Raw genomic sequence first — 19345 nt, forward strand, 5'->3', positions numbered from 1 at the left:
GATTCAGCATTCAATTGTAAGAAATGAAAAATATCCATTTGATCAATTTCATGCATCTTCCAGCCTTGCTCAAGTAATTTAGTATAGATATTATTTAATTGATCTTTGCCGTTTTTTAAAGGCTCATCTACGCCTTCATGTCGGGCAAAAAATCTTTTTCTTCCTGCGTTTCGGCTGCTTTAAATCCCATGATCTCCATCATGGTTTTTCTAACTGCATCCGCAATTTCGAAGGATTGAAAGCCTTCTTGAAACTGATCGAAAGTAAATTGATTCTGAAAGACACGTACAATAAATTTGATTCGTTCATTCAGACTTTTAACAAGTTCTTTCGCATTCTTCGTTTCTGTTGCTTTTTCATCTAACTCAAATGCCTCATAAAGTGTTTTTGCGTTTGTTCTTGGCGCAATAAATGTTTTGTGTTTTTTCTCTTCTTCGAACCAAATAGAGATAGAAATTTGTTTTTGAGTCATCGTGACTCCCCCTTGTTTTTTATTTTCCAATGAAAAAAGAGAGCTTTTCAGCCCTCTTAAACACCTTTTCCAATATCAACGCTGCTACCGTTTTCTGTTTTATCATCTTTGTATGCTTCTCCAAAAACAGACTTGTAAAAAGCATCAAGATTAAAGTTTTCAGCATCTTCATCTGTGACCACTTTAAAAAGATCGTCCTGCTCACGATCAACAAATTCCGCAGACAGTTTAATGGTTTGGAAATCTGTCTTATCTTCTTTTGTCTTCCACTCATCGCCTGGAAGAGAAAAACGCCCTTTTACTAAACCGACATGACGAGACTTCCCGTTTGCTTTTGGACCTTCAAACGTCATTGCGACCCATGGTGGGGTAATGTTCTTTTTGAACAAGTACAACCCGTTTTTGTCCTGTTCGATTCCTAGCAGCTTCGCAAGAATTTCCATAGGCAGATCCCGCATCTCAATCTCAAGCTTAGTGGAACCAGTTGAAACCACTAAATCGACCAGCTTGTTATCTGCATACTGCTTCTCCGTTGATGTCTCAGTTTCCACCTTCATATTGATTGCATATTCATATCTTAAAATTTCAGTAGGCACAAAGAATTTACCTTTCTTTTGCAATGGTGCAAACTGAACATTTTCCAAACCAGTTACTGAACTGTACTCAGCCATAGTTAGCCTCCTAGTATTATATTTTTTTCAAAACGATACCCTTTTCTGATCAATCTCTCTTTCTCTAAAAAATCATTGATGGGTATAGTTGGCGCAAAATCTAAACGTGCCATCATATCCCCGATTGCCGCCATGATGGGCTGTGGATCGGCATTGTGATAAACATCTATTTGATAGGTTGCGCTATCTTGTATGGGCCTGTTATCAGCCCATTTGATCGGTTTGTAGTTGATTTCTTGTAGCACGACATACGGTGGACTCGACTTTGTACCCTCTGGCACTGCAAGCTCATAGATGTCATCTTTGTCTATTAAAGACAAAAGCGCTGGATCATTCTCCAACGCTTCAAAAATGGCATTCTTGCAAGTATCTGCACGCCTTATTAAGTTTTGATTGATCATAGTTTGCTCAGCGCCTGTCGGTATTTATCTGCTACTTTACGTATAGCCTCATCCCATTTCGCATCGACAGTTCTCGTAAAGAATTTTTGCGCTGGCTGATGTAAAGTGCCGAATTCAGGGAAATGAATTCTCCACTTCGTGTCCTTACGTGACTTTGATTTCGGCCAACCAACCGCAACATATTTTATCCCGTCTCCATCAGTACGAAGCCGCGTAATATCAAGATCATCCTGCATGTGTTTTTGGCCTTTGTCGGATCTTGGTGTGTTTGGATGAAGTTCATCTTTTATCACGGTTGCGCCAGCTGTAAGAGCTTCTTTATGCATCTTACTGACTTTTCTCTGCATGTTGCCAATGGCGTTTTCTAATTCCTCTAAACCGTCAATTTGAAGGTTAAACATCACGTCACCGCCTTTGCCCTAACCGTAAGAAAGTTAAGCCTTGAATAATGAGGTAATATTGATTCAATTTCGTATGTTTTCTTTCTGAAAATAAGCCTCATATGATCGTCAATATCTTCCCGGTGGCGAATCGTGAATTTGATTGTATGTTCTTTTTGGATAGCAGCTGCCGCATAATATTCAGCGCCTTTTAAGACCTCTGCCTTGGCCCAGCACTCAACCACAGTTTCCCAGCCATTGTCACCATCGACAGGCAATCGGTTCTTTTCTTTTTTCTCCTGAAACTGAATGCGGTGCCGCATGTCATTCAGCATCTTTTTCACCATCCACAACCAAGTATTTGAGTTGATTGACCATTGTTGTGAGCACACCATCAAGATTTGATGTCGTTCCGGATATTTGCCTATTCTCATACCAGTGAGTCACAAAAGACATAACGGCCAGTTCTGCTCGTGCTAAATTATTAGGAAATTTCAGACCCGTTGCAGAGCTGATGTACTCTTTTGCTGCAGCGATAAAATGTAAAATCAAATCATCCTCCGCATCACCATCAATGCGGAGGTATTTTTTTGCTTTTTCAAGCTCTTTTTGTTCTGCCTCAGTCATTTGGCATCACCTTTATTCAGATTTTGGGTTTTCTAAAGCTTCGACTCTATTTTGCAATTCGGTGATCAAGTCTTTTACAGCAGAATTGAGATTTTCCCACATAACGCTGCCTTTGCCGATCGTCCGGGAATTTACTGAGCCATCACTTAGATGTTCATTTTTAATAGAGCCAGACTCTAATACTGCAGCGTCACCCTTATCACCTTTCGGCCCCTGCTCTCCTTGATCCCCTTTTTCACCTTTTGGACCTTGAGGACCTTGAGGACCTTGTTCACCAGGATCACCTTTTAATCCCTTAACAATAAGAGGATTTTCTTCACTGTTGTCTCTGATAGAAACAGGCGTGATAGGTTTCCCATCAGCGCCAGCCTCTGCAGATGTGTATACTCCATTACTTTCATTCAAAAAATCTTTAGCCATGATTAATCAATTCCTTTCATTTTTTGTTTATTTTCCAGCGTCTACAGCTTTATCATCATCAGTTTCAGGTGGCTTTTCATCAATGACTTCAATTCCAGTAAATTCAGCAAACACGACAGCTTCTTCATCCCATAGCACAACATCATCCCTTTGGATAACTCGTACATCTGTTGAGTTTCTATAAAACGCTTTTCCACCTACATCAGTAGATCGGATGGAATACTGCTGACGGTCGAAAAGTTTTACTGCTTCACGCAAATCACCAATAATCAGAGGGTATTTAGGTTTTGTTTTACCGCCATTTGGAAGATATTTATTTGAAATCACATGTACAGTTTTTTCAAATAATAGTTTTTTTGTTTTGTTCGTTGGATCTGGCTGTAAAAGGTATCTTCCTTGGTTGTCTTTTAACTTATCAAGATAGTTAAATCCTGACTGGTTTGTTACAAATACAGAAGTTTCATTGATAGCTGGATCGAGCTGTACATTTGTAATGTCTTTAATGTCATCTGTGGTGGAAACAGCTTTTTTGTCTAATTTGTTCAATACTTTCAAGATGTTCACGTTGCGTGTAACAGCTGATTTTTTTCCCAACCAATTGACTAAGAATTGCATGAGGGCTTCCCTCGTATCACTCAATAGATCATTTGAAAGAACTAAAATACCAGCTCGATTTTTAATGTCGTATTTAATTCTCTCAAACTTTGGATTTTCCAATTCTTCAATATCTTCTAATTCATCAATGTCGACCAGAGGCTGCATATCAGCATTTTTCTCAAGCGTTCTTGCACCTTTATTTGTGCCAACTGGAATAACATCAACCAGATTAGCCAGCGTATCAAATTGACGTCGTCTTTCGTTGATCTTTGTGGTGATGTCTTCTGGTACAATTAAGCCTCCATCTTCATCCACAGACTCTTTCATTGCAGCCAATGGTTTTGGTGCCTTACCTTTCATGATGGCATCAGCAAATAATTCTGTATGATTTAATACTTGTTTACCGCTGACATCGTTTGAAACAACCTGCGATTTAACACCCTGATCATCCTGCTGATCCTCATCACCGTAATCAACGTACATATTTCGCATTTCTTCATAGTTTTGAATTTGTTCTTTCAAAACCTGCGCCTCAGCAAGCATTGTTTTCGCTTCATCAACCTTTCCCTCATCATTTAGGGCCATGATCTCATCACGTTTTTCCGCTAAAGCTTGGCGTAGTTCTCTTTCTTTTACCGTCATACCTTCCTTAGCAAAGAATTGGATAGGCAGCCGTAGCAATTTGTTCTGTGTTTTTGATTTTTTCAAAATGGTTTCCTCCTCAAATTTCCCATAAAAAAACACCCCTAAATTTCTAGGAGTGCTGCATGTATGGCATTCTGTTGTTGTTTCAAGTTTATGATGTTCTCTTGATTGCTTTCAGGTTCTTTGGATAGTTTTGCAACGATTGTAGCAGGTATGTTTTTGAACTGAGAAACAATGTTCTCATCTATCTGAGCTGCAACATTCTTTTCCTCTGCAACTGCATCAGCTAACCCATATTGCAACGCCTCATCAGCTGTTAACCATGTTTCATTATCTAAAAGGTCACGCAAGGTCGATTCTTCTAGTAAATCTCCTGCCTTTGCCAAATAGGTTGACACAATGCTATCAGTGATTTTGTCCAAGTCTTCTGCAGCTTTTCTAAATTCCGCAGCATTACCGATCATACCCATGTAAGGGTTATGGATCATCATCATTGAATTACTCGGCATCGTGATGGTGTCGCCAGCCATTGCAATGACAGAAGCTATGCTTCCTGCTAGCGCATCGACATAAACATTTATCTTCGCTTTATGCCGCTGCAGCATCGAGTGGATTGCTTGTCCCTCAAATACATCACCACCCGGTGAATTAATATAAAGATCAATTTCAGCGACTTCGCCCAAATCTTTCAAATCTGCTTGAAATGCTTTAGAAGAACTTTCACTAAACCAACCTTCTCCAGTAATGGAACCATACAAAGTTATTTCTGCAGAAACATCATTCAGTGGTTTCATGTTCCAATACTTCTTCTTTTTCTTCATCTCTATCACCCCCTTCCAGAGTCTTATTACTCACCCTGCTTAATTGATATTCTTTCATGATTGAAAGGGGAACTAGATTCAAATTACCAAAATGCTCATCTCCGATTTCTCCAATACCTGTCATATCCTCTTTTTCTAGGATTTTATTAATAGTGAATGCTCCTACACGCTGCATGACTTCGTAAAATTCAGCTCTTGTTTTACTGTCTCCACGTAATTCTGTTTCCAAATTGAATTTAAAATAAAAGCCTTCTTTTAATTGAGCAGGAGTAAGGATTTTATCGTTCAATTCTTGTTCAATATTTGTCACTATAGGCTGCAAGGTTGTTTTCACGTAATCCAAAGACTGTGACTCGATATTCGAAAAGGTTGCTCGATCCAATTCCCCAATTTTATGAGGTGGCACTTTATAGATGGAGGCTATTTGCTGACGATTCCATTTCATAGATTCAATAAATTGGGCATCTTTCATTGGCATTGTTACTTGTGAATAATCAAGACCCGCATCAAGTACCGCAATGGATTGACCTGCGTTGACTTCTTCCCAATCATCTCTAAGAACCTTCTTACTCTCTCTATTCAACAAAGACGGTGTTTTGATGACACCAAACGGTGCCCCACCATTTTTGTAAAACTTAGCATTGAATTTTGTGGCTGCCCTATTTGATCCAATATTATCTCGAATAACAGATATAGGCGTTTGACCTACGATGCCATCTAAAGATAGGTTTTTGAAGTGCAGGACTTCATGATAGTGCAGTTCAACATACTCACCATTGATCGTAGTTGAGTACCAAACCTTCCCCGATTTAGGATCAATATTTGTATTTGTTGACTCTGGATTAAGTGGGTAAATCGCTTTGACATCACCATCACTATTATAGACAAGACGATTGTAGCTGTTCCCCCAGGTTGCCATTCTTAACATGACAAGAGCTTTCCACGTAAAACTGGTCATATACGGGTTTACCTTATGCAAAATCATCCTGCTAATGTCATTTTGAATAGTCTTTACGCTTCCTTCTTTGCTCTGAAATAATTTTATAGGGAGTTTAGCTGCATCTTCAGCAAGCACTTTCACACAAGCGTACACATCTGGATGTAAAATCGCATTCTCAGAAGAGACATGCTCCCCTGATGACGTTTCAACACCTGCAAATATGTTCCGAAACCACTTAGCAGGACTCAATAAAGATCCGCTATCTTCTTCCGCTACACGATTTTCAATCTTTGGTCGTCCTCGTAATAACAAATTCATTCACCCCTGTCTATTTCATCTTCTTTGTTTTGATTCAGGGTGATTCTGCTAATTAAAAAAGCAGTGGAAACGAAAAAAACACCTGAGACAAAAAGCCCGGTATTTACTGAGATTCTAAAACATGCAATTGCAATCAAAACCATTCCAAGTATAAGGAAAACATCCTCTAAGTATTTTGACCACTCTTTCATTCAACAGCTCTCCTTCTAAAAACTAAATTGACCAGACTGGATATATTCGTTTAAGTCAAAATGCTGATTTACTTGACTAGCTCTCACATGAGCGTTTATAAGTGCAGCTGCTGGGTCAATACGTTGTGACGATTTTGATTTATCAAGCATGATGTTCTCTTGAGCATCAATTTTTGTGACAGTATTCCCCATTGCCCAAGTGAGAAGATCGTTATTATCATGTATGACTTTTCGCGCTTTGACCTTTTCACGAAAATCTTTAGTTGGCTCTGACAAAGTCTGCACCCCTTGCCTGATCTCGATCATGACGTAGCCATCAGCCTCCATCTGCTGAGCAAACTGCGTAGCATTATACGGATCATAACCAATCTCTTTAATTTTCCAACCTTTCTCAACCTCAAGTCGTTTGATGTAAGCCCGTATATAATCGTAATCAACTACAGCACCATCAGTAAGCGTGAGCCAGCCTTTCTTGACCCACAGATCATAAGGGACACGGTCTGTTTTCATACGCTCATGAAATGTTTCTTCCGGCATAAATCCATGTGATGTCACAAAATACATACCGTTTTCAAGTTGAAATTCAAAACTTGTAGCAGTTAAGTCGATTCGTTTTGACAAGTCGATGCCTACATAACACTCTTTACCATAAAGATCAGGAAGACTCTCCTGTTTCCCGCAATCAGACCACGCTTGCATGTCCATATATCCGCCATCACGCATATTGACCCAAATATTCATGTTTTTAGTTAAGAAACTACGCATTTTTTCTGGAACTGCAAGGGCCACTTCTAACTCTCCGCGCAAGAAATCCAATCCATGTTCATTTGTGGCAACAATCGGATTTGCTTTAATCCAATTTCGTTCATCTTTGATGTCATCATCTGGATCGAGTTCATTAATCATGACAAAATATTGATCGTTTGTTTCAACATTGTTTGGATCGATAATTTTAGTAACGTAAGGGTATTCTACTCGGTATGCAGGATTATTTAATTCAAATCCAGCTGTCGTAATAATCATCATGAGTGGTTGTGTTCTTGTTGCCATCCCTGATGCAAGAACATCATATATTTCAGATGTTTTATGAGCATGATATTCATCTATAATGCCGCATTGAGGGTTAAAACCATCACCTGTTTTCCCTGCATCTTTTGATAGCGCCTCAATTTTTGACAACGTTTTAAGGTGTTCTATTTGTCCATAGGCGACCCGGTATTTTTTATCAGGTACATTAAGCAGCTCACACTTGCTTATTTGAGCTTTAATTTCATTCCAGCATATCTTGGCTTGCTCTGCTTTTGTTGCACCAATATACACCTCAGACATGTATTCATCATTTGCAAATGCCTCATACGATCCTACACAAGCAAGACTTTGAGTTTTGGCATTTTTACGACCAACTTGCCAATAAGCCTTTTTAAATCTCCTGTATCCGGTATCCTTATGAACCCAACCGTAAATATTACCGAAAATAAAAATCTGAATGGGTTCAGGTACAATGTTTTCACCCTGTAAAGGACCCTTTGTATGTTTAAATTGTGTCATCCAGAATAGGAACCGTCTTGCCTTCTCGTCATCAAAAAAATAGGGAAAATCTGCTGTCCCTTCTCTTTCAATATCTTTTAGAAAACGTTGACAAGCCCATTGGTGTTTTTTGCACGCCACAATTTCACCTGATAACACATCACGCGAATAGTCAATCATAAATTGTTTGATAGTCTTCATATATTAAACTCCTTTTCCGCTGCCGTCTTTTCCCTTATCTCCTGTGTTTTGGTGATAGCCAATTTTGCGCGTGCTGACGGAGTAAGTCCAAAATCATTTGCAGTTGACTTCATTTGATCAAAAAAGTTTTTCTGCCGTTTCAATAAAGGATGTTCTTCTCCAATTAATTCAATTGGATTCCCCTCATCATCAAAACCATCCTTATGAACCATGATTCCATCTTTTTCAATCACCTTAGTAATAGAAATGTATTGTGAATAGGCATTACAATAGGCGGCCAACATGCTGATATCTGCCTCCGTTATAATGTCCACTTCCTTTAATAACTCGGCAATCCGTTTGAATTCCTTTTTAGCAACCTTATCTAACCAGGATGGAGGTTTGATGTTGTTTGATCGCATTTTCATTTTCTGTTCTTGTTCGGCGCGCATTTCCAATTCTTCAGTATTTTTCTTGTTTGGGTTACCTTGTATCAATTGAAGTGTTGCGGATTTTGCAGGTCTCGACATATTTTTCACCTCATTCCGTTTCAATTTTTTGAAATTTATGCTTGTTTTTGAGCAAAATCATGCTATGATCGAATTAACAACAAAACCAGTCGTATCAAGCCCTCTCGGTATTTTCTCCGAGGGGGTTTTTCGTGTTTTCGGAAACTTTGAAAAGCGGTGTTTGTTTGTAGACGACGGCTCACCGATCTTCACGAAGCCGTTTCCTAGGGATTTAATGCCGGGGGGTACTATGACCCTCGCTTGCCATGAACCTTGTTGTGACAGCTATTACACATGCTTTCGAGGTTATTTAAATCTAATCGTTTGTTCCAATCCTGTTTTAGCTCCACTATGTGATGAACCATGACAGCAGGAACGACACGATCTTGTTTTAAACAGCTTTGACAAAGGTAATTGTCTCGCATTAGAACAAGTTGTCTTGTCTGTTTCCATTCTCTTGATTTATAAAAACTTGTTGATTGTTTATCTCGAACATGTTTGTTGTAATACTTTGCTTCCTGCTGCTTACCATCAGCATGAGCAGGGCAATAACCATCCCTTGTTAACTCCCTACACCCTCGCACCTTACACTCTCTCAATGGTTTAGGTGGCATTGGATTCACCAGCTATCATCGCAAACAAAACAAAGGCGTGAAGATGCCCCACTTTCTGTACGGCATAAAACTCCCTGTACTCCCTTTGATATGATGCTAGATAGGATCGTGCTGCTTCATAGGGTAGAATCTGGCTGACATGCAGGAGGCTGTCTATAGCTTGCCTGTCCCTCACACCGTAAGAACCGAGCATGCCTAACCCCCTGATGATCTCCCCATCTGCCCATATGCATCCCCTTTTATTAAGGGCTTTAAGTCCGTTATACAATTGGTCTGTCCTTATTGCGTGTCCAATTGCTGTGTTAATAATTAGTTCCCTGAGTGAGTTGTCCACGTTGTGTCCCTCCCCAAAATAAAAAGCACCCCGAAGGATGCTAATTAACTATATTGTTGTTTTACTTTATCAATTAAAGGCAGCATAAGACGTTTGACACTTTCATGTAACTGTGTATACTTTTCAAAACGCCGTTGTGCGCTTCTATGTGTCGTTGCTTGTTCATAAAAGGTGCGCGCCTTCCTCAATTCTCGCAATTTCTGACGTATGACTTTATTCGTTACAGAAACAATATTTACGTTTCCGCAATGAGGACAAAGAAAGAATTGAACTACAATTCCTTTAGCTTCTTTTTTCTCCCTCACTTCCACAGCGTAATATTTTTTGCATTTTTGACATAAGACATCATTCATTTACAAAACCTACTCTAATTCCCTTTTCATCAAATGAGGATAACGTGTCTATTTCAATAACTTCCAAACCCATTCCCCCATCAAGAATCATAACACCTGTCTGTGCTGCTTTCTTAGTTTCTTCTCTAATGTTCTCCTTTGCCTCCTGATCTAATAGACAATGCGTTTTAAGAACTAAAATCTTCAATTGATTTCCTCCTTCTGATTCGTGTTGTTTTGCGATTTTCTCTTCTTCACTTGATGCTTGATGAGGTTGTTATACTCTTCAAACCATTCAAGGGGAATTTCTAATCTTTCTGTTATTCTTCGTTCAATAGCTGCTGCCAGATCTTCTACTCTACGTTCATCATGTATCCACTTAGGCATAACACCTATAGGCGGTTCCTTTGTCATGTCATTCACCCCTTTGTTTTATTCACTATTGATATGAATTACTTCAATGGCATTTTTCTTCAACCATTGGAACTCAAAGTGTTTGACTACTGGATTTTGAGTATAGCCTGGCAATAAAACTAAATTTGTTTCGCTAGGATTCACCCCGTCTAACATTGCAGCATCCCTAGAAACATAGTGCGGATATTTATATTGTGGGAATTTCTTTTTTAAATCTTGCCAAAGCGCTCTTGCATGCTTTGTATTTTTCCCTACGATGAAAGTCCTTGTGCGTTGTTTTGAACAACCTTTTAAGATTAAGAGTTCTACCACAGATAACTCCTCCATATAAAAAGCACCGCCCTATTGGACAGTGCTATCATTCACGTTTTTCCAAGGACGAAGGTAAATGCCTCGTTCTTTATCCCAAACTAGATCATCTTTTGTCGGCAGCTCATCCATTGCTTCTCCGCGTTTATACTCAATCCTTTTTTCAATTGGTCTCTTGCCCTTTTCTCCAGCTGTTCGCAAATTAACATAAGCCGATCCATATTTATCTAGGCCACCAGTTTTCCAATTGATGTCTATATCAATCAATCCTTTTAAAGTCTCACCATTGTGAATCACTTCAGGAACTGAATGTATATCTTTCAATGTGATTTGTAATAATGGTGGTTCTTCAAATGTCTGAGGCTCAAGGTTCTCTGCTTCTTCTTTGGTCATCAATACAGGGGTTCCAAAAATTTCATATGGAACGTATTTCTCCCCAGCTACCACGGACCATCTTGGGTCAACAAAGAACCCAGATACCGTTACACCATTATCTCTTAATATAGTGATAGTTGTCTCCTGTACGCCTTCTTCAACTAACACAGTGTCTAAAAGTGTACTACTTCTTTTAGCGGCATATTCCCCGATAATCCGTACATTTGGATACTCTTTTGTATACATATTAACCACTGAATCCTTGACGACAATCGGTACTTCTTCATATGCGGCCAGATCCACAAGCGCTTTTGTCTTGCCGATTCGCCTTGTCCTAGCAGTAGTAACTATCAAAGTCTTTTTAGATAATGCCTCATTCAGTTGATCAAAGATACTTTTGTAAGTTAAGTCTAAAAACATTTTCAACACTCTCCTCATAATAAAAGCACCTATCACATAGACAGGCGCTTTTCAGTCTTATTTTTTTATAAAACTATCTTAAATAGCAATATATTTTAGATTAGCTGCTGGTGTCACTAACGATTGCAAACCTAGAACAGACCTTGCTTCGTTAATTGAGATATTTCCAGAATTAATATCATTCAAAAGCTGTTCAGCTTGCATTCGTTCATCATCAACCGTCGGGTTTCCGTTTGATTCCTTCATGGCAATGGTTTCTAATGCTTTTGCATAGGATGGAGAAATTCCAGTGATGCTTATAGCCTGTGCAACCCACTTTTTGACTGCAGCACTACCCCCTACACCTTTGTCTGTTGCCGCAGGGGTTGTTTTATTTTTGTCGCTCATACTGTTACCTCCTGTCTTTATTACGCAGATTCAATCAGCAAGACCATTCATCAGCATATCAATTATGCGCTCTTGCGCTTCCTTGAAAGACATATCCTCGGCATCAAGGAATGTATACTCTGATTTAATCATATTGCCCTTGTGTTTAATTTCAGCATTCACAACGACATAAGGAACACGCTTAAACGGTATGAGTAAATCTGCTCCTCGATATAACTCCTTACCTTCTTCTTTCATGTGTCGCTCCATAGAAATTACAGTTACTTCTACCACAGCTAACACCTCCATATAAAAAAGCGACCTCCACAATGGAAGCCGCTCTCAATTTATCACCTAATACCATTATAACCGTTCTCAGACAAAATGCTTTGCCAAGATCGTGCCAAAAATGTGCCATTTTCATGCCAATAAAAAAGCGACCTCCGCAATGGAAGCCGCTCTTAAGTTAATTACCTTTTGTGATAGCTTTAATCATTTTATTCACCACCTCCTAGAAGCTTTATTTTTATTCCTACTAAACATTTTATTGGCCAAAGCGTGCAAATCATCTTCGGCTTTACTTCTAAGGATATCAGAAACATCTTTACCAATCACTTTCCTATTCCCAACTCTGTACCCTTTATCGTTAAGTTCGTCCGCAACCTTGCTGACGCTTTCATTCAACACATAGAGTTTAACCGCTTCTTTTTCGAACGTATCGGCATTGTAATTCTCCACCATCTCTATGAAATTCTCCAATTCTCTAATTCGATTTCTTGCCTGTTCAATGTTCATGCTTATCATCTTCCTCCTGAGTAAATTTGACTGCATTATAAAACATAGCGTGTTGCACTCACGGGATCGCTGAAATCCTTGCCACATAAAGCTTTCTCTTAATTTCTTTAATGACTGCACTCCTTGATATTTTTTGGTGCAGATATATCTAAAAAAATTATATCTTAAACTTCATCATTGCGGAATCCATGTTGTCTTGGTTGATTCCGATGTATCTCATTGTGATATCTGGGCTGGCATGATTGAATATTTCTTGCAGCATGGCTACATCCTTTGTCTGTCTGTAAAAATGGTAGCCGAAGGTCTTTCTTAATGTGTGCGTGCCTATTTCAGTGATGTTCACTTGTTCAGCGGCCGCTCTAAGAATGCGATATGCCACCGATCTATCTATCGCTTTATTTTCCCCTTGCCTGCTTTTGATCACGTATGAACCATCTTTAAGATCCTTAGCGTAAGCGATTAATTCATTTCTAACTGATGGCGGTATACGAATCCTCTTTTGCTTCTTTGTTTTTGTTTCTCTGAGGACCAGGTGTGTTTTCAACAAGTCTTCTTTTTTGATCTTGAGAATATCAGATATCCTTAAGCCAGTACTGATCCCCAATATGAACAATATATAATTCCTTCTGTTTTTCCTTTTTAGATAAGCCTTCATTTGCTCCACCTTTTCAAAGTCTCTTATCGGCTGAACAAAATTCATGACTTGTCCCCCTTGTACACTTCTTCTCTAAGCGCGAAGGCTAAACGGTAAAAGGCTTTATTTTTGAATCGGTAATAGTTCCGCTGGCTGAGACCCATGTCCACATAAATTTCGTAATCGAACATTTCTTCATCCTGCATATAGAGCATAACTAATATGCGCCGCTCTTTTTGCGTAAGACGATTAATACCCCTTTCGATTCGCTTCATATATTTTTCACGATCAATCTCCCAATCCATCTTTTTAAGAGCTGCTTCTTCGGTGGATGAGTGGAATTGGTTCGAAAAACTCGGTGGTGTAATCGTATAAGTTGTTGTGATCTTTGGAAGAAAGTCTTCTGGCGTTTGAAGCCTTAACATTTTATACTTTTCTAGCATTCTTTCCATCTTTGCTCTAGTTTTTTCCTCGTCGATTTGCGGAATGTCTAAACTTGTTTGATTCAAGATAATTCCCCCTTTATTTTCGGCGCATGGCCCCGCCTTTGGCTCTTTTTAACCGTTGCATGTTTTGCCCCATCAACTCTCTTAAATCTCTGTCAGTGAGCTTCTGCGTGTTCTTTTTCGGCTTTTCCTTCTTCATGGTTGCTCCTTTCCGACAAATAAAAAACGGACACCAACCAGCACCCTTAAAAGGTGTTGATCAGTGTCCGCAGGCTCTCCGTCTTGGACTTATTTAGTTGTTTGATTAATTAAATTCGATTCCGTATTCATCACCATGATCCTCAATGAATTCTTTCAAAAAAACATCTAATTTATCGTAAAAGAACGAATCATCTTCCGCGCCGTTTATGAATTTCTCTATGTCTTTTTCATTAAGCTTTAATTCCGATAGACCTTCTCCATTCTCTAACTGAAATTTAAAGAAATTCCTAAATGCTTGTCTTGGATCAATATTCATGTTCATTCTCCTCGTTTTGTTTTTAAAGTACGGTCAATCTTCTCACCTATTGTAATTAAAACGGAATCAATCTTTGCAGTCGTTAATAAAAACGATTTCCGAAGAATGTTCATCTTGTCTGCTAGGTTTTTAGCTGCTCCAGTTGAATTTCGGATTTCTTCTTCGTAATTCTCCGCTTGTAGATACAAAGCAGTTTCAACCTTTGCTAATATCCCTTTTTCGATTTTATTTAAATCATGCCCGTTCATTTCTGTAAAGAGAATATTGTCCTTGATGGCTGCTAGTTCTGATCTATCAAGTTTGATAAATCCTTCAAAGCAGTCTGGAAGAATATCTATTTCCACTTCAGCACCAAAAACATCATCAGGGTTGTCACTCTTCTTGAATAAAAACCATGTATCTTCGTGATGGTGTTCCCCTCTTTCTAAAATATCTTCTTTTGTTTCTGCGACAGTTTGGATAATAAAGCCGCACTCATTGATTATTGTCACATCGTCAGGTAGGTTTGATAGTTTGATTGTCATTGTGCGATCTCCTTAGGCTTATAGATCAATGCGGGTGCGATTCTTCCTGGAGTAAATTCTAAATCTGCATCTCCACAGTAAGGGCAATACATTGGTGACTTTTCATGCTCCAAAAGAATCAACTCTTCGCAATCTACACACTCATACTCATATAAAACTAAATTTCTCTTCACTTCATTACCTCCGTCGTGCCATGTTCTGATTGTCATTTTCGCACCTCGAATGACGGCGTATAGATATGCCCCTTAACGCCTGTCCAGTTTTTGTTTCTGTAGATCGTCATTTTGATACGGTGCGTGCCGGATGTGTGATTGACGATGTAAAACTCTTTTGCTGGCGTGGCGCTTTTAAACGATCCAACAAGACTAAACCGTTGATCTTTCCATTTGCCGCTCACCTTCTTTTGAAGCGTGAAGCGGTAGTATACTGTTTCATTACCCGTTTTACGTGCTGTCACGTCGATTGATTTAGCTCTCGGCGTGTAAGAATTGGCGTCAGTTGATACGCTGACTGTATGCCCTCCAATTGTTTTATATCCGCTCGTTACTGCCGCAGCAGACGGCGCATAAAGCACCGCCGCAATAATAATAGTTAGTGTGATTAGTAGTTTTTTCATTTGAAAACCTCCCCATGAAATATATTTCGCTTTTTGACTTCAAAAATAATAGGTAAACCGTCATCAAAACCGTCATCAAAATGTGTGCAGTTACCAAATTGAGCAATCAATGCTTCTTCCATCTCGCTTTCTGTTGGATAGTGGTCCCATTCGCCACAATCTATCGTTTCTAAAACTTCTAAAGTAAAAACTGATTTTAATTTCATCTTCATTCCCCTTTCTTATATCAAACTGCCGTCTACTGCCAGCATCATTTCTTCTTCGCTGGTTAAATCCTCAAGAACTTCTTTCAGTGGGATAATTTTGTTATCCTCACCTAAGATGCGGCTGTATTTTGCTGCTGCATATAGTCCTGTCACTTCTTTGATGTTCTCTGCAAGTTCTCCCTCTTCATCATCAGCCACGGTATCAGTATAGATTGTCATAGCATTTTCTTCGTTTTTCGCTTTAATCAATGCGTAATATGGATCATGCACCTCGTAAAATTTCATTTCATTCTCCCTCCGTTTTCAATTTAAATCCCGCTGTCAAAGCATCTTGATAAACTAGGCTTGCACTCAATGCGTGATGATCTCTGGCATCTGTACTACTGCTCCAGCCTTCATAAAAACCTGCCATCGCTTCATATTTTTGTGATATATGGTGATCATAACGAGCTTGAAAAGCCTGTTCTTGTTCCTGTAGCAACTGAATTGCCGTTTCAAGGTATGTCGCAAGATCCAACGTTTCTTCAAGTCCGTGCTGCAACCACCCTTTTAGATCATAGGAGGAGGTTTTGACATAAGCCCCGTACTTTTGCAGACCTTTTGCCTGCTGTTGGTGTAGCTTTGTAATTACAGATGAGATAATCGGGTTGTTTTCGTTCATCGTGCTTCCTCCAATAGATCAGGATTTTGATAGATGTTTCCGATGACTTCTGGAAGTCTTCTGTTTACGTTTAGTTCAAACCCTGACCATCCACCGTCGCCAGCGTTAGAGTGATACAAACTTAAAGGAACGAACTTATATCTCGCTTGATGACAGTCATAGCAAATGACACCTTTGATATTTTTATTTGGATCAAGAGCGATGTCTGATTCATAAATCTCAACGCCGTACTTATCTTTTAGCCCTGTGTATTGCGTGAGGATTGACTTTTAACTATGGTTAAATCTCGGTTGGTGCAAGATGAAGTCATAGATGAACTTTTCTTTATTCTTAATCCACGAACGGAATTTAATCTCTCGCATCAATATCCCTCCTGCTGCCGCTTATGATTGACGGCGTTTTTTTGCATGTATGCTTGTTCTATTTGGTCAGGTGTGAAGCCGAAGCCAACGATTCCAATTGCCAAGAACAATCCCCAAGCTACACGGAAGTGTTCTTTTTTCTTTTCTTCATCCTTGAACATTCGAGAATTCAATAAGCTCCATTGCATTTCCAAGTACAATCCCGAAAGACCACCTTCAAACCCTTCTTCTTTGAACTCCTCAATCGCCGCTTCTGATACACTTAACTCTTCTTTCCATCCCTTTTTAATCGCAATTGATAAGAAGAAGTGAATGCAGTCCGCATATTCTTCCAGCAACGGATCAACTTCACGGAATATAGTCACGCTCCCCGCTTCGCAAATAGGGCACTCATCATAATCAGGCTCAAACAAATTTTCAAAGTCTTCTCTATTCGAAAATTCACCGCAATCATCACTTTCGCATCTAAAGTAATTAGCATTTTCAAGTGTTGCACCTGCAGTGGTGATTGCTTTTCTTTTCGGCTCTTGCTTATCACTCCAATGTTTGAACCAGCGTCCTTCATTAGCGAATTCTCCTAGTTCGGTGATGAGTGCAACATATGTGTTAGGCAGCAGGTCTTGACCTTCCAGCCCTTTTTCTCGGATGATTCGGCGGTCTAACTCCGCCTGCATTTCAAACATTTTTTGTAGATTCATTTCGCGTCCTCCTGAATATCCTTTTTGATAACTTTTAAGAAGAATGTTGTTGTATTCTTTAACATCCACTTTGTCAAAGCACTTCCTGTCTTTTGTGTCGCAAAGAGGAATTCTTAATTGCATATTTGATTGTTCATAGATTTTATAGCTGGTAGTTTTTCTATTGCATAATGCACATGGTTTACTTTCATATGTTGACATGCTGCCTATTCTCACGATTTTTCCTCCTAAGCCGCTAGGCGTTTATAGGTGATGCAACAGTTCGATTTGCACGCCGTTTAAGCGCTTGTTTGCGATCTTTATATATTCAGGGTTCAATTCAATTCCGATGAAATTTCTACTATGCTTGAGTGCCGCTATGCCCGTTGTTCCTGATCCCATGAATGGATCCAATACAATGCCATCAACAGGGCAGCCAGCTAATACACACGGCTCTATCAGCTCCACTGGAAATGTTGCAAAGTGAGCGTCTTTGGTTGGCTTGGTTGCAACGGTCCAGACTGAACGCTTATTCCGCTTATTTCTGATAGCTCTGAATGCTAAGTCACCATACTTCCCTTTGAATGAGCCACAGGGCTTGTCTTCTCTTCGACCTTGTTGCTCCATTCCAAATGCTCCTTTTGATCCTCTTGGTGGATCCGGAAACGGTTTGTAAGCAGCGTCTTCTTTAATTGCTTCATGATCGTAATAATACTGTTGTGACTTTGAGAGGAGAAAAATATATTCATGTGAGCTTGTCGGTCTATCCCTCACGCTCTCTGGCATGGCATTTGGTTTGTTCCAAACAATGTCTTTTCTCAGGTACCAGCCATCTTCTTGGAGAGCGAAAGCAACACGCCACGGCAAGCCTATTAAATCTTTTGGCTTTAATCCGGCTACTTTGTTTGAAAGATTTATAACACCGCTTCTTTGACCAATAGATTGTTTATGTTCAGTACCTGGATGAGTACGGCCGTTCGCAATTCTTCCACGACCGCTTCCAGCATAAGCGTCACCTAGATTCAGCCAAACAGTGCCATCATCCTTTAAAACTCTCTTAATCTCTCTGAATAAAGAAACGATTTTTTGAATGTATTCTTGAACGGTTTCTTCTAAACCGATTTGCTCAGTCATTCCGTAGTCTCTTAACCCCCAATAAGGCGGGCTAGTGATCACGGTTTGAATTGTATTCGATGGCAGCGATTGAACAACTTTTATGCAATCACCTTGAATGATTTGATTAAGGTCCATACCGCACCCCTTTCTAGTTTCCGACTAACCCAGCAACCGCAATAATCCCCATGAAAAACAGTAGCGTGAAGATGACAGGCCCGTTTGACTCACGCTTTGCCATGACAACATTGCCCTCTATGATCAGATCATCGTTTTTGCGTACCAGCATCGGCACCACATAGTCAGGCACTCGAAGATGTGCAGCAGCATCATCAATCGTCATTGCTTTGTTTTTGCAGGCTTTGACAGCCTGAGACAATTCAACGTGTTTTGGTAGACTCATACTTTTTCACCGTCCAATCGCTTCATAAAAACAAATTCATAATGCTTCTCAAGGTTTTTCAGGACTTCTGATCCACCTCTGTGAAACTCAGATTTAGTTCTTTTAAATTGTTTCTGCTCCCAATCCAGTTCGTTTAAGAAAAACTGTGAGAATGAGTAAAGAGCATCATTCTTTTTCTCTATTTCTCTTTTTAAACATTCGACCTCATGCAAAAGGGCCTCAACGCTTATTTGATCTTTTGAAAACATCGTGATTCCTCCCCCGCAGGGGATAAACCCCTGCTATTTTTTAATTTTATGGCTGAAATCAAATCTAACTCGGTCAAAACTGCCTTTAAATGTCTCAATAATCGTGTGACCATGCTCTGGCGCATCGATGCAATAGGCTGTATTGTTGATACCGTCCAGCACGACCACTTGGACTTTTCCTTGTTCGACTGAGGTTGTAAAAAGTTCATTTTTTGCTAATGAAATCGTCTGCGGTTCGTTCACTTTGATCACTCCATGTGATATAATAAAAGTCTGTAGG

38 protein-coding genes are annotated in these 19345 nt (G+C 39.5%); all 38 read right to left on the reverse strand.

The window, feature by feature from the left end; all coding sequences use genetic code 11:
• Nucleotides 1-127 precede the first annotated feature (127 nt).
• Nucleotides 128-472 (reverse strand): phage tail assembly chaperone G, encoded by a 345-nt coding sequence (gene gpG / locus MHI11_RS14150; protein ID WP_340961263.1) that lies wholly within the window; start codon nucleotides 470-472, stop codon nucleotides 128-130.
• Nucleotides 473-528: 56 nt separating this feature from the next.
• On the reverse strand, nucleotides 529-1143 hold the full coding sequence (locus MHI11_RS14155) for a major tail protein (protein WP_003216480.1): 615 nt from the start codon (nucleotides 1141-1143) through the stop codon (nucleotides 529-531).
• Nucleotides 1144-1145: 2 nt separating this feature from the next.
• Nucleotides 1146-1544 carry a tail completion protein gp17 gene (gene gp17, locus MHI11_RS14160; RefSeq protein ID WP_340961264.1) on the reverse strand — a complete coding sequence of 133 codons (399 nt, stop codon included), beginning with the start codon at nucleotides 1542-1544 and terminating at the stop codon, nucleotides 1146-1148.
• On the reverse strand, nucleotides 1541-1945 hold the full coding sequence (locus MHI11_RS14165) for an HK97-gp10 family putative phage morphogenesis protein (RefSeq protein WP_061408913.1): 405 nt from the start codon (nucleotides 1943-1945) through the stop codon (nucleotides 1541-1543). Before MHI11_RS14165 ends, gp17 begins: the two co-directional genes overlap by 4 nt.
• Nucleotides 1945-2259, reverse strand: a complete 315-nt coding sequence (locus tag MHI11_RS14170; protein WP_265208256.1) for a phage head closure protein — start codon at nucleotides 2257-2259, stop codon at nucleotides 1945-1947. Before MHI11_RS14170 ends, MHI11_RS14165 begins: the two co-directional genes overlap by 1 nt.
• On the reverse strand, nucleotides 2249-2551 hold the full coding sequence (locus MHI11_RS14175; protein WP_217012940.1) for a head-tail connector protein: 303 nt from the start codon (nucleotides 2549-2551) through the stop codon (nucleotides 2249-2251). The genes MHI11_RS14170 and MHI11_RS14175 overlap by 11 nt, the downstream gene beginning before the upstream one ends.
• Nucleotides 2552-2563: 12 nt before the next feature.
• Nucleotides 2564-2971, reverse strand: a complete 408-nt coding sequence (locus tag MHI11_RS14180; RefSeq protein ID WP_340961266.1) for a collagen-like protein — start codon at nucleotides 2969-2971, stop codon at nucleotides 2564-2566.
• A gap of 27 nt (nucleotides 2972-2998) precedes the next feature.
• A complete protein-coding gene (locus tag MHI11_RS14185) occupies nucleotides 2999-4276 on the reverse strand; it encodes a phage major capsid protein (protein ID WP_319610304.1) in 1278 nt (425 codons plus the stop codon).
• 38 nt (nucleotides 4277-4314) lie between these two features.
• Nucleotides 4315-5034, reverse strand: coding sequence for a head maturation protease, ClpP-related (locus tag MHI11_RS14190; RefSeq protein WP_268507808.1), 720 nt, complete (start codon nucleotides 5032-5034; stop codon nucleotides 4315-4317).
• Nucleotides 4991-6286, reverse strand: coding sequence for a phage portal protein (locus MHI11_RS14195; RefSeq protein WP_340961268.1), 1296 nt, complete (start codon nucleotides 6284-6286; stop codon nucleotides 4991-4993). Before MHI11_RS14195 ends, MHI11_RS14190 begins: the two co-directional genes overlap by 44 nt.
• Before the next feature lie 2 nt (nucleotides 6287-6288).
• On the reverse strand, nucleotides 6289-6483 hold the full coding sequence (locus tag MHI11_RS14200) for a DUF1056 domain-containing protein (protein ID WP_144626667.1): 195 nt from the start codon (nucleotides 6481-6483) through the stop codon (nucleotides 6289-6291).
• A gap of 15 nt (nucleotides 6484-6498) precedes the next feature.
• Complete coding sequence (locus MHI11_RS14205; RefSeq protein ID WP_340961269.1) at nucleotides 6499-8211, reverse strand: terminase large subunit; 1713 nt, start codon at nucleotides 8209-8211, stop codon at nucleotides 6499-6501.
• Complete coding sequence (locus tag MHI11_RS14210; protein WP_340961270.1) at nucleotides 8208-8720, reverse strand: phage terminase small subunit P27 family; 513 nt, start codon at nucleotides 8718-8720, stop codon at nucleotides 8208-8210. Before MHI11_RS14210 ends, MHI11_RS14205 begins: the two co-directional genes overlap by 4 nt.
• 227 nt (nucleotides 8721-8947) lie before the next feature.
• A complete protein-coding gene (locus tag MHI11_RS14215; RefSeq protein WP_165379008.1) occupies nucleotides 8948-9313 on the reverse strand; it encodes an HNH endonuclease in 366 nt (121 codons plus the stop codon).
• The gene (locus MHI11_RS14220) at nucleotides 9303-9647 is read right to left on the reverse strand and encodes a hypothetical protein (protein WP_268467678.1); all 345 of its coding nucleotides are present in this window, start codon (nucleotides 9645-9647) and stop codon (nucleotides 9303-9305) included. The genes MHI11_RS14215 and MHI11_RS14220 overlap by 11 nt, the downstream gene beginning before the upstream one ends.
• 44 nt (nucleotides 9648-9691) lie before the next feature.
• A complete protein-coding gene (locus tag MHI11_RS14225) occupies nucleotides 9692-10000 on the reverse strand; it encodes a transglycosylase (RefSeq protein ID WP_340961271.1) in 309 nt (102 codons plus the stop codon).
• Nucleotides 9993-10187, reverse strand: coding sequence for a hypothetical protein (locus MHI11_RS14230; RefSeq protein WP_340961273.1), 195 nt, complete (start codon nucleotides 10185-10187; stop codon nucleotides 9993-9995). The genes MHI11_RS14225 and MHI11_RS14230 overlap by 8 nt, the downstream gene beginning before the upstream one ends.
• Entirely contained in the window at nucleotides 10184-10393 is a 210-nt protein-coding gene (locus MHI11_RS14235; protein ID WP_340961274.1) for a hypothetical protein, read from the reverse strand. Before MHI11_RS14235 ends, MHI11_RS14230 begins: the two co-directional genes overlap by 4 nt.
• Before the next feature lie 18 nt (nucleotides 10394-10411).
• On the reverse strand, nucleotides 10412-10705 hold the full coding sequence (locus MHI11_RS14240) for a hypothetical protein (RefSeq protein ID WP_340961275.1): 294 nt from the start codon (nucleotides 10703-10705) through the stop codon (nucleotides 10412-10414).
• Between the two features lie 30 nt (nucleotides 10706-10735).
• Nucleotides 10736-11515 carry a hypothetical protein gene (locus MHI11_RS14245; protein WP_340961276.1) on the reverse strand — a complete coding sequence of 260 codons (780 nt, stop codon included), beginning with the start codon at nucleotides 11513-11515 and terminating at the stop codon, nucleotides 10736-10738.
• 60 nt (nucleotides 11516-11575) lie between these two features.
• Nucleotides 11576-11884 (reverse strand): hypothetical protein, encoded by a 309-nt coding sequence (locus MHI11_RS14250; RefSeq protein WP_340961278.1) that lies wholly within the window; start codon nucleotides 11882-11884, stop codon nucleotides 11576-11578.
• Between the two features lie 30 nt (nucleotides 11885-11914).
• Nucleotides 11915-12157 carry a hypothetical protein gene (locus tag MHI11_RS14255; RefSeq protein WP_340961279.1) on the reverse strand — a complete coding sequence of 81 codons (243 nt, stop codon included), beginning with the start codon at nucleotides 12155-12157 and terminating at the stop codon, nucleotides 11915-11917.
• A gap of 207 nt (nucleotides 12158-12364) precedes the next feature.
• A complete protein-coding gene (locus tag MHI11_RS14260) occupies nucleotides 12365-12658 on the reverse strand; it encodes a hypothetical protein (protein WP_268507825.1) in 294 nt (97 codons plus the stop codon).
• A gap of 157 nt (nucleotides 12659-12815) precedes the next feature.
• Nucleotides 12816-13358, reverse strand: coding sequence for a site-specific integrase (locus MHI11_RS14265; RefSeq protein ID WP_144459413.1), 543 nt, complete (start codon nucleotides 13356-13358; stop codon nucleotides 12816-12818).
• Nucleotides 13355-13801, reverse strand: a complete 447-nt coding sequence (locus tag MHI11_RS14270) for an ArpU family phage packaging/lysis transcriptional regulator (RefSeq protein ID WP_340961281.1) — start codon at nucleotides 13799-13801, stop codon at nucleotides 13355-13357. Before MHI11_RS14270 ends, MHI11_RS14265 begins: the two co-directional genes overlap by 4 nt.
• A 13-nt stretch (nucleotides 13802-13814) precedes the next feature.
• Nucleotides 13815-13937 carry a hypothetical protein gene (locus tag MHI11_RS14275; protein WP_260857579.1) on the reverse strand — a complete coding sequence of 41 codons (123 nt, stop codon included), beginning with the start codon at nucleotides 13935-13937 and terminating at the stop codon, nucleotides 13815-13817.
• Nucleotides 13938-14042: 105 nt separating this feature from the next.
• Nucleotides 14043-14255: a hypothetical protein gene (locus MHI11_RS14280; protein ID WP_340961283.1), complete on the reverse strand. Its 213-nt coding sequence runs from the start codon at nucleotides 14253-14255 to the stop codon at nucleotides 14043-14045.
• Nucleotides 14256-14257: 2 nt separating this feature from the next.
• Entirely contained in the window at nucleotides 14258-14779 is a 522-nt protein-coding gene (locus MHI11_RS14285) for a hypothetical protein (RefSeq protein ID WP_340961285.1), read from the reverse strand.
• Between the two features lie 205 nt (nucleotides 14780-14984).
• Complete coding sequence (locus MHI11_RS14290) at nucleotides 14985-15395, reverse strand: hypothetical protein (RefSeq protein WP_340961287.1); 411 nt, start codon at nucleotides 15393-15395, stop codon at nucleotides 14985-14987.
• Complete coding sequence (locus MHI11_RS14295) at nucleotides 15392-15601, reverse strand: hypothetical protein (protein ID WP_075611147.1); 210 nt, start codon at nucleotides 15599-15601, stop codon at nucleotides 15392-15394. Before MHI11_RS14295 ends, MHI11_RS14290 begins: the two co-directional genes overlap by 4 nt.
• Before the next feature lie 15 nt (nucleotides 15602-15616).
• The gene (locus tag MHI11_RS14300; RefSeq protein ID WP_340961290.1) at nucleotides 15617-15886 is read right to left on the reverse strand and encodes a hypothetical protein; all 270 of its coding nucleotides are present in this window, start codon (nucleotides 15884-15886) and stop codon (nucleotides 15617-15619) included.
• A 1-nt stretch (nucleotide 15887) separates the two neighbouring features.
• Nucleotides 15888-16262, reverse strand: coding sequence for a hypothetical protein (locus tag MHI11_RS14305; RefSeq protein ID WP_340961292.1), 375 nt, complete (start codon nucleotides 16260-16262; stop codon nucleotides 15888-15890).
• On the reverse strand, nucleotides 16259-16525 hold the full coding sequence (locus MHI11_RS14310; RefSeq protein ID WP_340962330.1) for a YopX family protein: 267 nt from the start codon (nucleotides 16523-16525) through the stop codon (nucleotides 16259-16261). Before MHI11_RS14310 ends, MHI11_RS14305 begins: the two co-directional genes overlap by 4 nt.
• Before the next feature lie 98 nt (nucleotides 16526-16623).
• On the reverse strand, nucleotides 16624-17322 hold the full coding sequence (locus MHI11_RS14315; RefSeq protein ID WP_340962331.1) for a dUTP diphosphatase: 699 nt from the start codon (nucleotides 17320-17322) through the stop codon (nucleotides 16624-16626).
• Nucleotides 17323-17565: 243 nt separating this feature from the next.
• Complete coding sequence (locus MHI11_RS14320; RefSeq protein ID WP_340961294.1) at nucleotides 17566-18552, reverse strand: DNA-methyltransferase; 987 nt, start codon at nucleotides 18550-18552, stop codon at nucleotides 17566-17568.
• Nucleotides 18553-18565: 13 nt separating this feature from the next.
• Nucleotides 18566-18817, reverse strand: a complete 252-nt coding sequence (locus MHI11_RS14325) for a hypothetical protein (protein ID WP_340961296.1) — start codon at nucleotides 18815-18817, stop codon at nucleotides 18566-18568.
• Nucleotides 18814-19065 (reverse strand): hypothetical protein, encoded by a 252-nt coding sequence (locus MHI11_RS14330; protein WP_340961298.1) that lies wholly within the window; start codon nucleotides 19063-19065, stop codon nucleotides 18814-18816. Before MHI11_RS14330 ends, MHI11_RS14325 begins: the two co-directional genes overlap by 4 nt.
• Nucleotides 19066-19098: 33 nt before the next feature.
• A complete protein-coding gene (locus MHI11_RS14335; protein WP_003216388.1) occupies nucleotides 19099-19308 on the reverse strand; it encodes an XtrA/YqaO family protein in 210 nt (69 codons plus the stop codon).
• Nucleotides 19309-19345: the final 37 nt, after the last annotated feature.

Source organism: Bacillus sp. FSL K6-3312 (assembly GCF_038007485.1).
GTDB classification, from domain to species: domain Bacteria; phylum Bacillota; class Bacilli; order Bacillales; family Bacillaceae; genus Bacillus; species Bacillus pumilus.

Bases quoted from the DNA above. Each gene is read 5' to 3' on its own strand.
- MHI11_RS14305 (WP_340961292.1), bottom strand. From the start codon at position 16,262: ATGAACGAAAACAACCCGATTATCTCATCTGTAATTACAAAGCTACAC.
- MHI11_RS14290 (WP_340961287.1), bottom strand. From the start codon at position 15,395: ATGAAAAAACTACTAATCACACTAACTATTATTATTGCGGCGGTGCTT.
- MHI11_RS14325 (WP_340961296.1), bottom strand. From the start codon at position 18,817: ATGAGTCTACCAAAACACGTTGAATTGTCTCAGGCTGTCAAAGCCTGC.
- MHI11_RS14180 (WP_340961266.1), bottom strand. From the start codon at position 2,971: ATGGCTAAAGATTTTTTGAATGAAAGTAATGGAGTATACACATCTGCA.
- MHI11_RS14245 (WP_340961276.1), bottom strand. From the start codon at position 11,515: ATGAGGAGAGTGTTGAAAATGTTTTTAGACTTAACTTACAAAAGTATC.
- MHI11_RS14175 (WP_217012940.1), bottom strand. From the start codon at position 2,551: ATGACTGAGGCAGAACAAAAAGAGCTTGAAAAAGCAAAAAAATACCTC.
- MHI11_RS14210 (WP_340961270.1), bottom strand. From the start codon at position 8,720: ATGTCGAGACCTGCAAAATCCGCAACACTTCAATTGATACAAGGTAAC.
- MHI11_RS14295 (WP_075611147.1), bottom strand. From the start codon at position 15,601: ATGAAATTAAAATCAGTTTTTACTTTAGAAGTTTTAGAAACGATAGAT.
- MHI11_RS14225 (WP_340961271.1), bottom strand. From the start codon at position 10,000: ATGAATGATGTCTTATGTCAAAAATGCAAAAAATATTACGCTGTGGAA.
- MHI11_RS14250 (WP_340961278.1), bottom strand. From the start codon at position 11,884: ATGAGCGACAAAAATAAAACAACCCCTGCGGCAACAGACAAAGGTGTA.
- MHI11_RS14200 (WP_144626667.1), bottom strand. From the start codon at position 6,483: ATGAAAGAGTGGTCAAAATACTTAGAGGATGTTTTCCTTATACTTGGA.
- MHI11_RS14190 (WP_268507808.1), bottom strand. From the start codon at position 5,034: ATGAAGAAAAAGAAGAAGTATTGGAACATGAAACCACTGAATGATGTT.
- MHI11_RS14300 (WP_340961290.1), bottom strand. From the start codon at position 15,886: ATGAAATTTTACGAGGTGCATGATCCATATTACGCATTGATTAAAGCG.
- MHI11_RS14170 (WP_265208256.1), bottom strand. From the start codon at position 2,259: ATGCTGAATGACATGCGGCACCGCATTCAGTTTCAGGAGAAAAAAGAA.
- MHI11_RS14235 (WP_340961274.1), bottom strand. From the start codon at position 10,393: ATGACAAAGGAACCGCCTATAGGTGTTATGCCTAAGTGGATACATGAT.
- MHI11_RS14275 (WP_260857579.1), bottom strand. From the start codon at position 13,937: ATGAAGAAGGAAAAGCCGAAAAAGAACACGCAGAAGCTCACTGACAGA.
- gpG (WP_340961263.1), bottom strand. From the start codon at position 472: ATGACTCAAAAACAAATTTCTATCTCTATTTGGTTCGAAGAAGAGAAA.
- MHI11_RS14260 (WP_268507825.1), bottom strand. From the start codon at position 12,658: ATGAACATTGAACAGGCAAGAAATCGAATTAGAGAATTGGAGAATTTC.
- MHI11_RS14280 (WP_340961283.1), bottom strand. From the start codon at position 14,255: ATGAATATTGATCCAAGACAAGCATTTAGGAATTTCTTTAAATTTCAG.
- MHI11_RS14205 (WP_340961269.1), bottom strand. From the start codon at position 8,211: ATGAAGACTATCAAACAATTTATGATTGACTATTCGCGTGATGTGTTA.
- MHI11_RS14285 (WP_340961285.1), bottom strand. From the start codon at position 14,779: ATGACAATCAAACTATCAAACCTACCTGACGATGTGACAATAATCAAT.
- MHI11_RS14165 (WP_061408913.1), bottom strand. From the start codon at position 1,945: ATGTTTAACCTTCAAATTGACGGTTTAGAGGAATTAGAAAACGCCATT.
- MHI11_RS14320 (WP_340961294.1), bottom strand. From the start codon at position 18,552: ATGGACCTTAATCAAATCATTCAAGGTGATTGCATAAAAGTTGTTCAA.
- MHI11_RS14315 (WP_340962331.1), bottom strand. From the start codon at position 17,322: ATGAATCTACAAAAAATGTTTGAAATGCAGGCGGAGTTAGACCGCCGA.
- MHI11_RS14330 (WP_340961298.1), bottom strand. From the start codon at position 19,065: ATGTTTTCAAAAGATCAAATAAGCGTTGAGGCCCTTTTGCATGAGGTC.
- MHI11_RS14265 (WP_144459413.1), bottom strand. From the start codon at position 13,358: ATGAATTTTGTTCAGCCGATAAGAGACTTTGAAAAGGTGGAGCAAATG.
- MHI11_RS14215 (WP_165379008.1), bottom strand. From the start codon at position 9,313: ATGCCACCTAAACCATTGAGAGAGTGTAAGGTGCGAGGGTGTAGGGAG.
- gp17 (WP_340961264.1), bottom strand. From the start codon at position 1,544: ATGATCAATCAAAACTTAATAAGGCGTGCAGATACTTGCAAGAATGCC.
- MHI11_RS14155 (WP_003216480.1), bottom strand. From the start codon at position 1,143: ATGGCTGAGTACAGTTCAGTAACTGGTTTGGAAAATGTTCAGTTTGCA.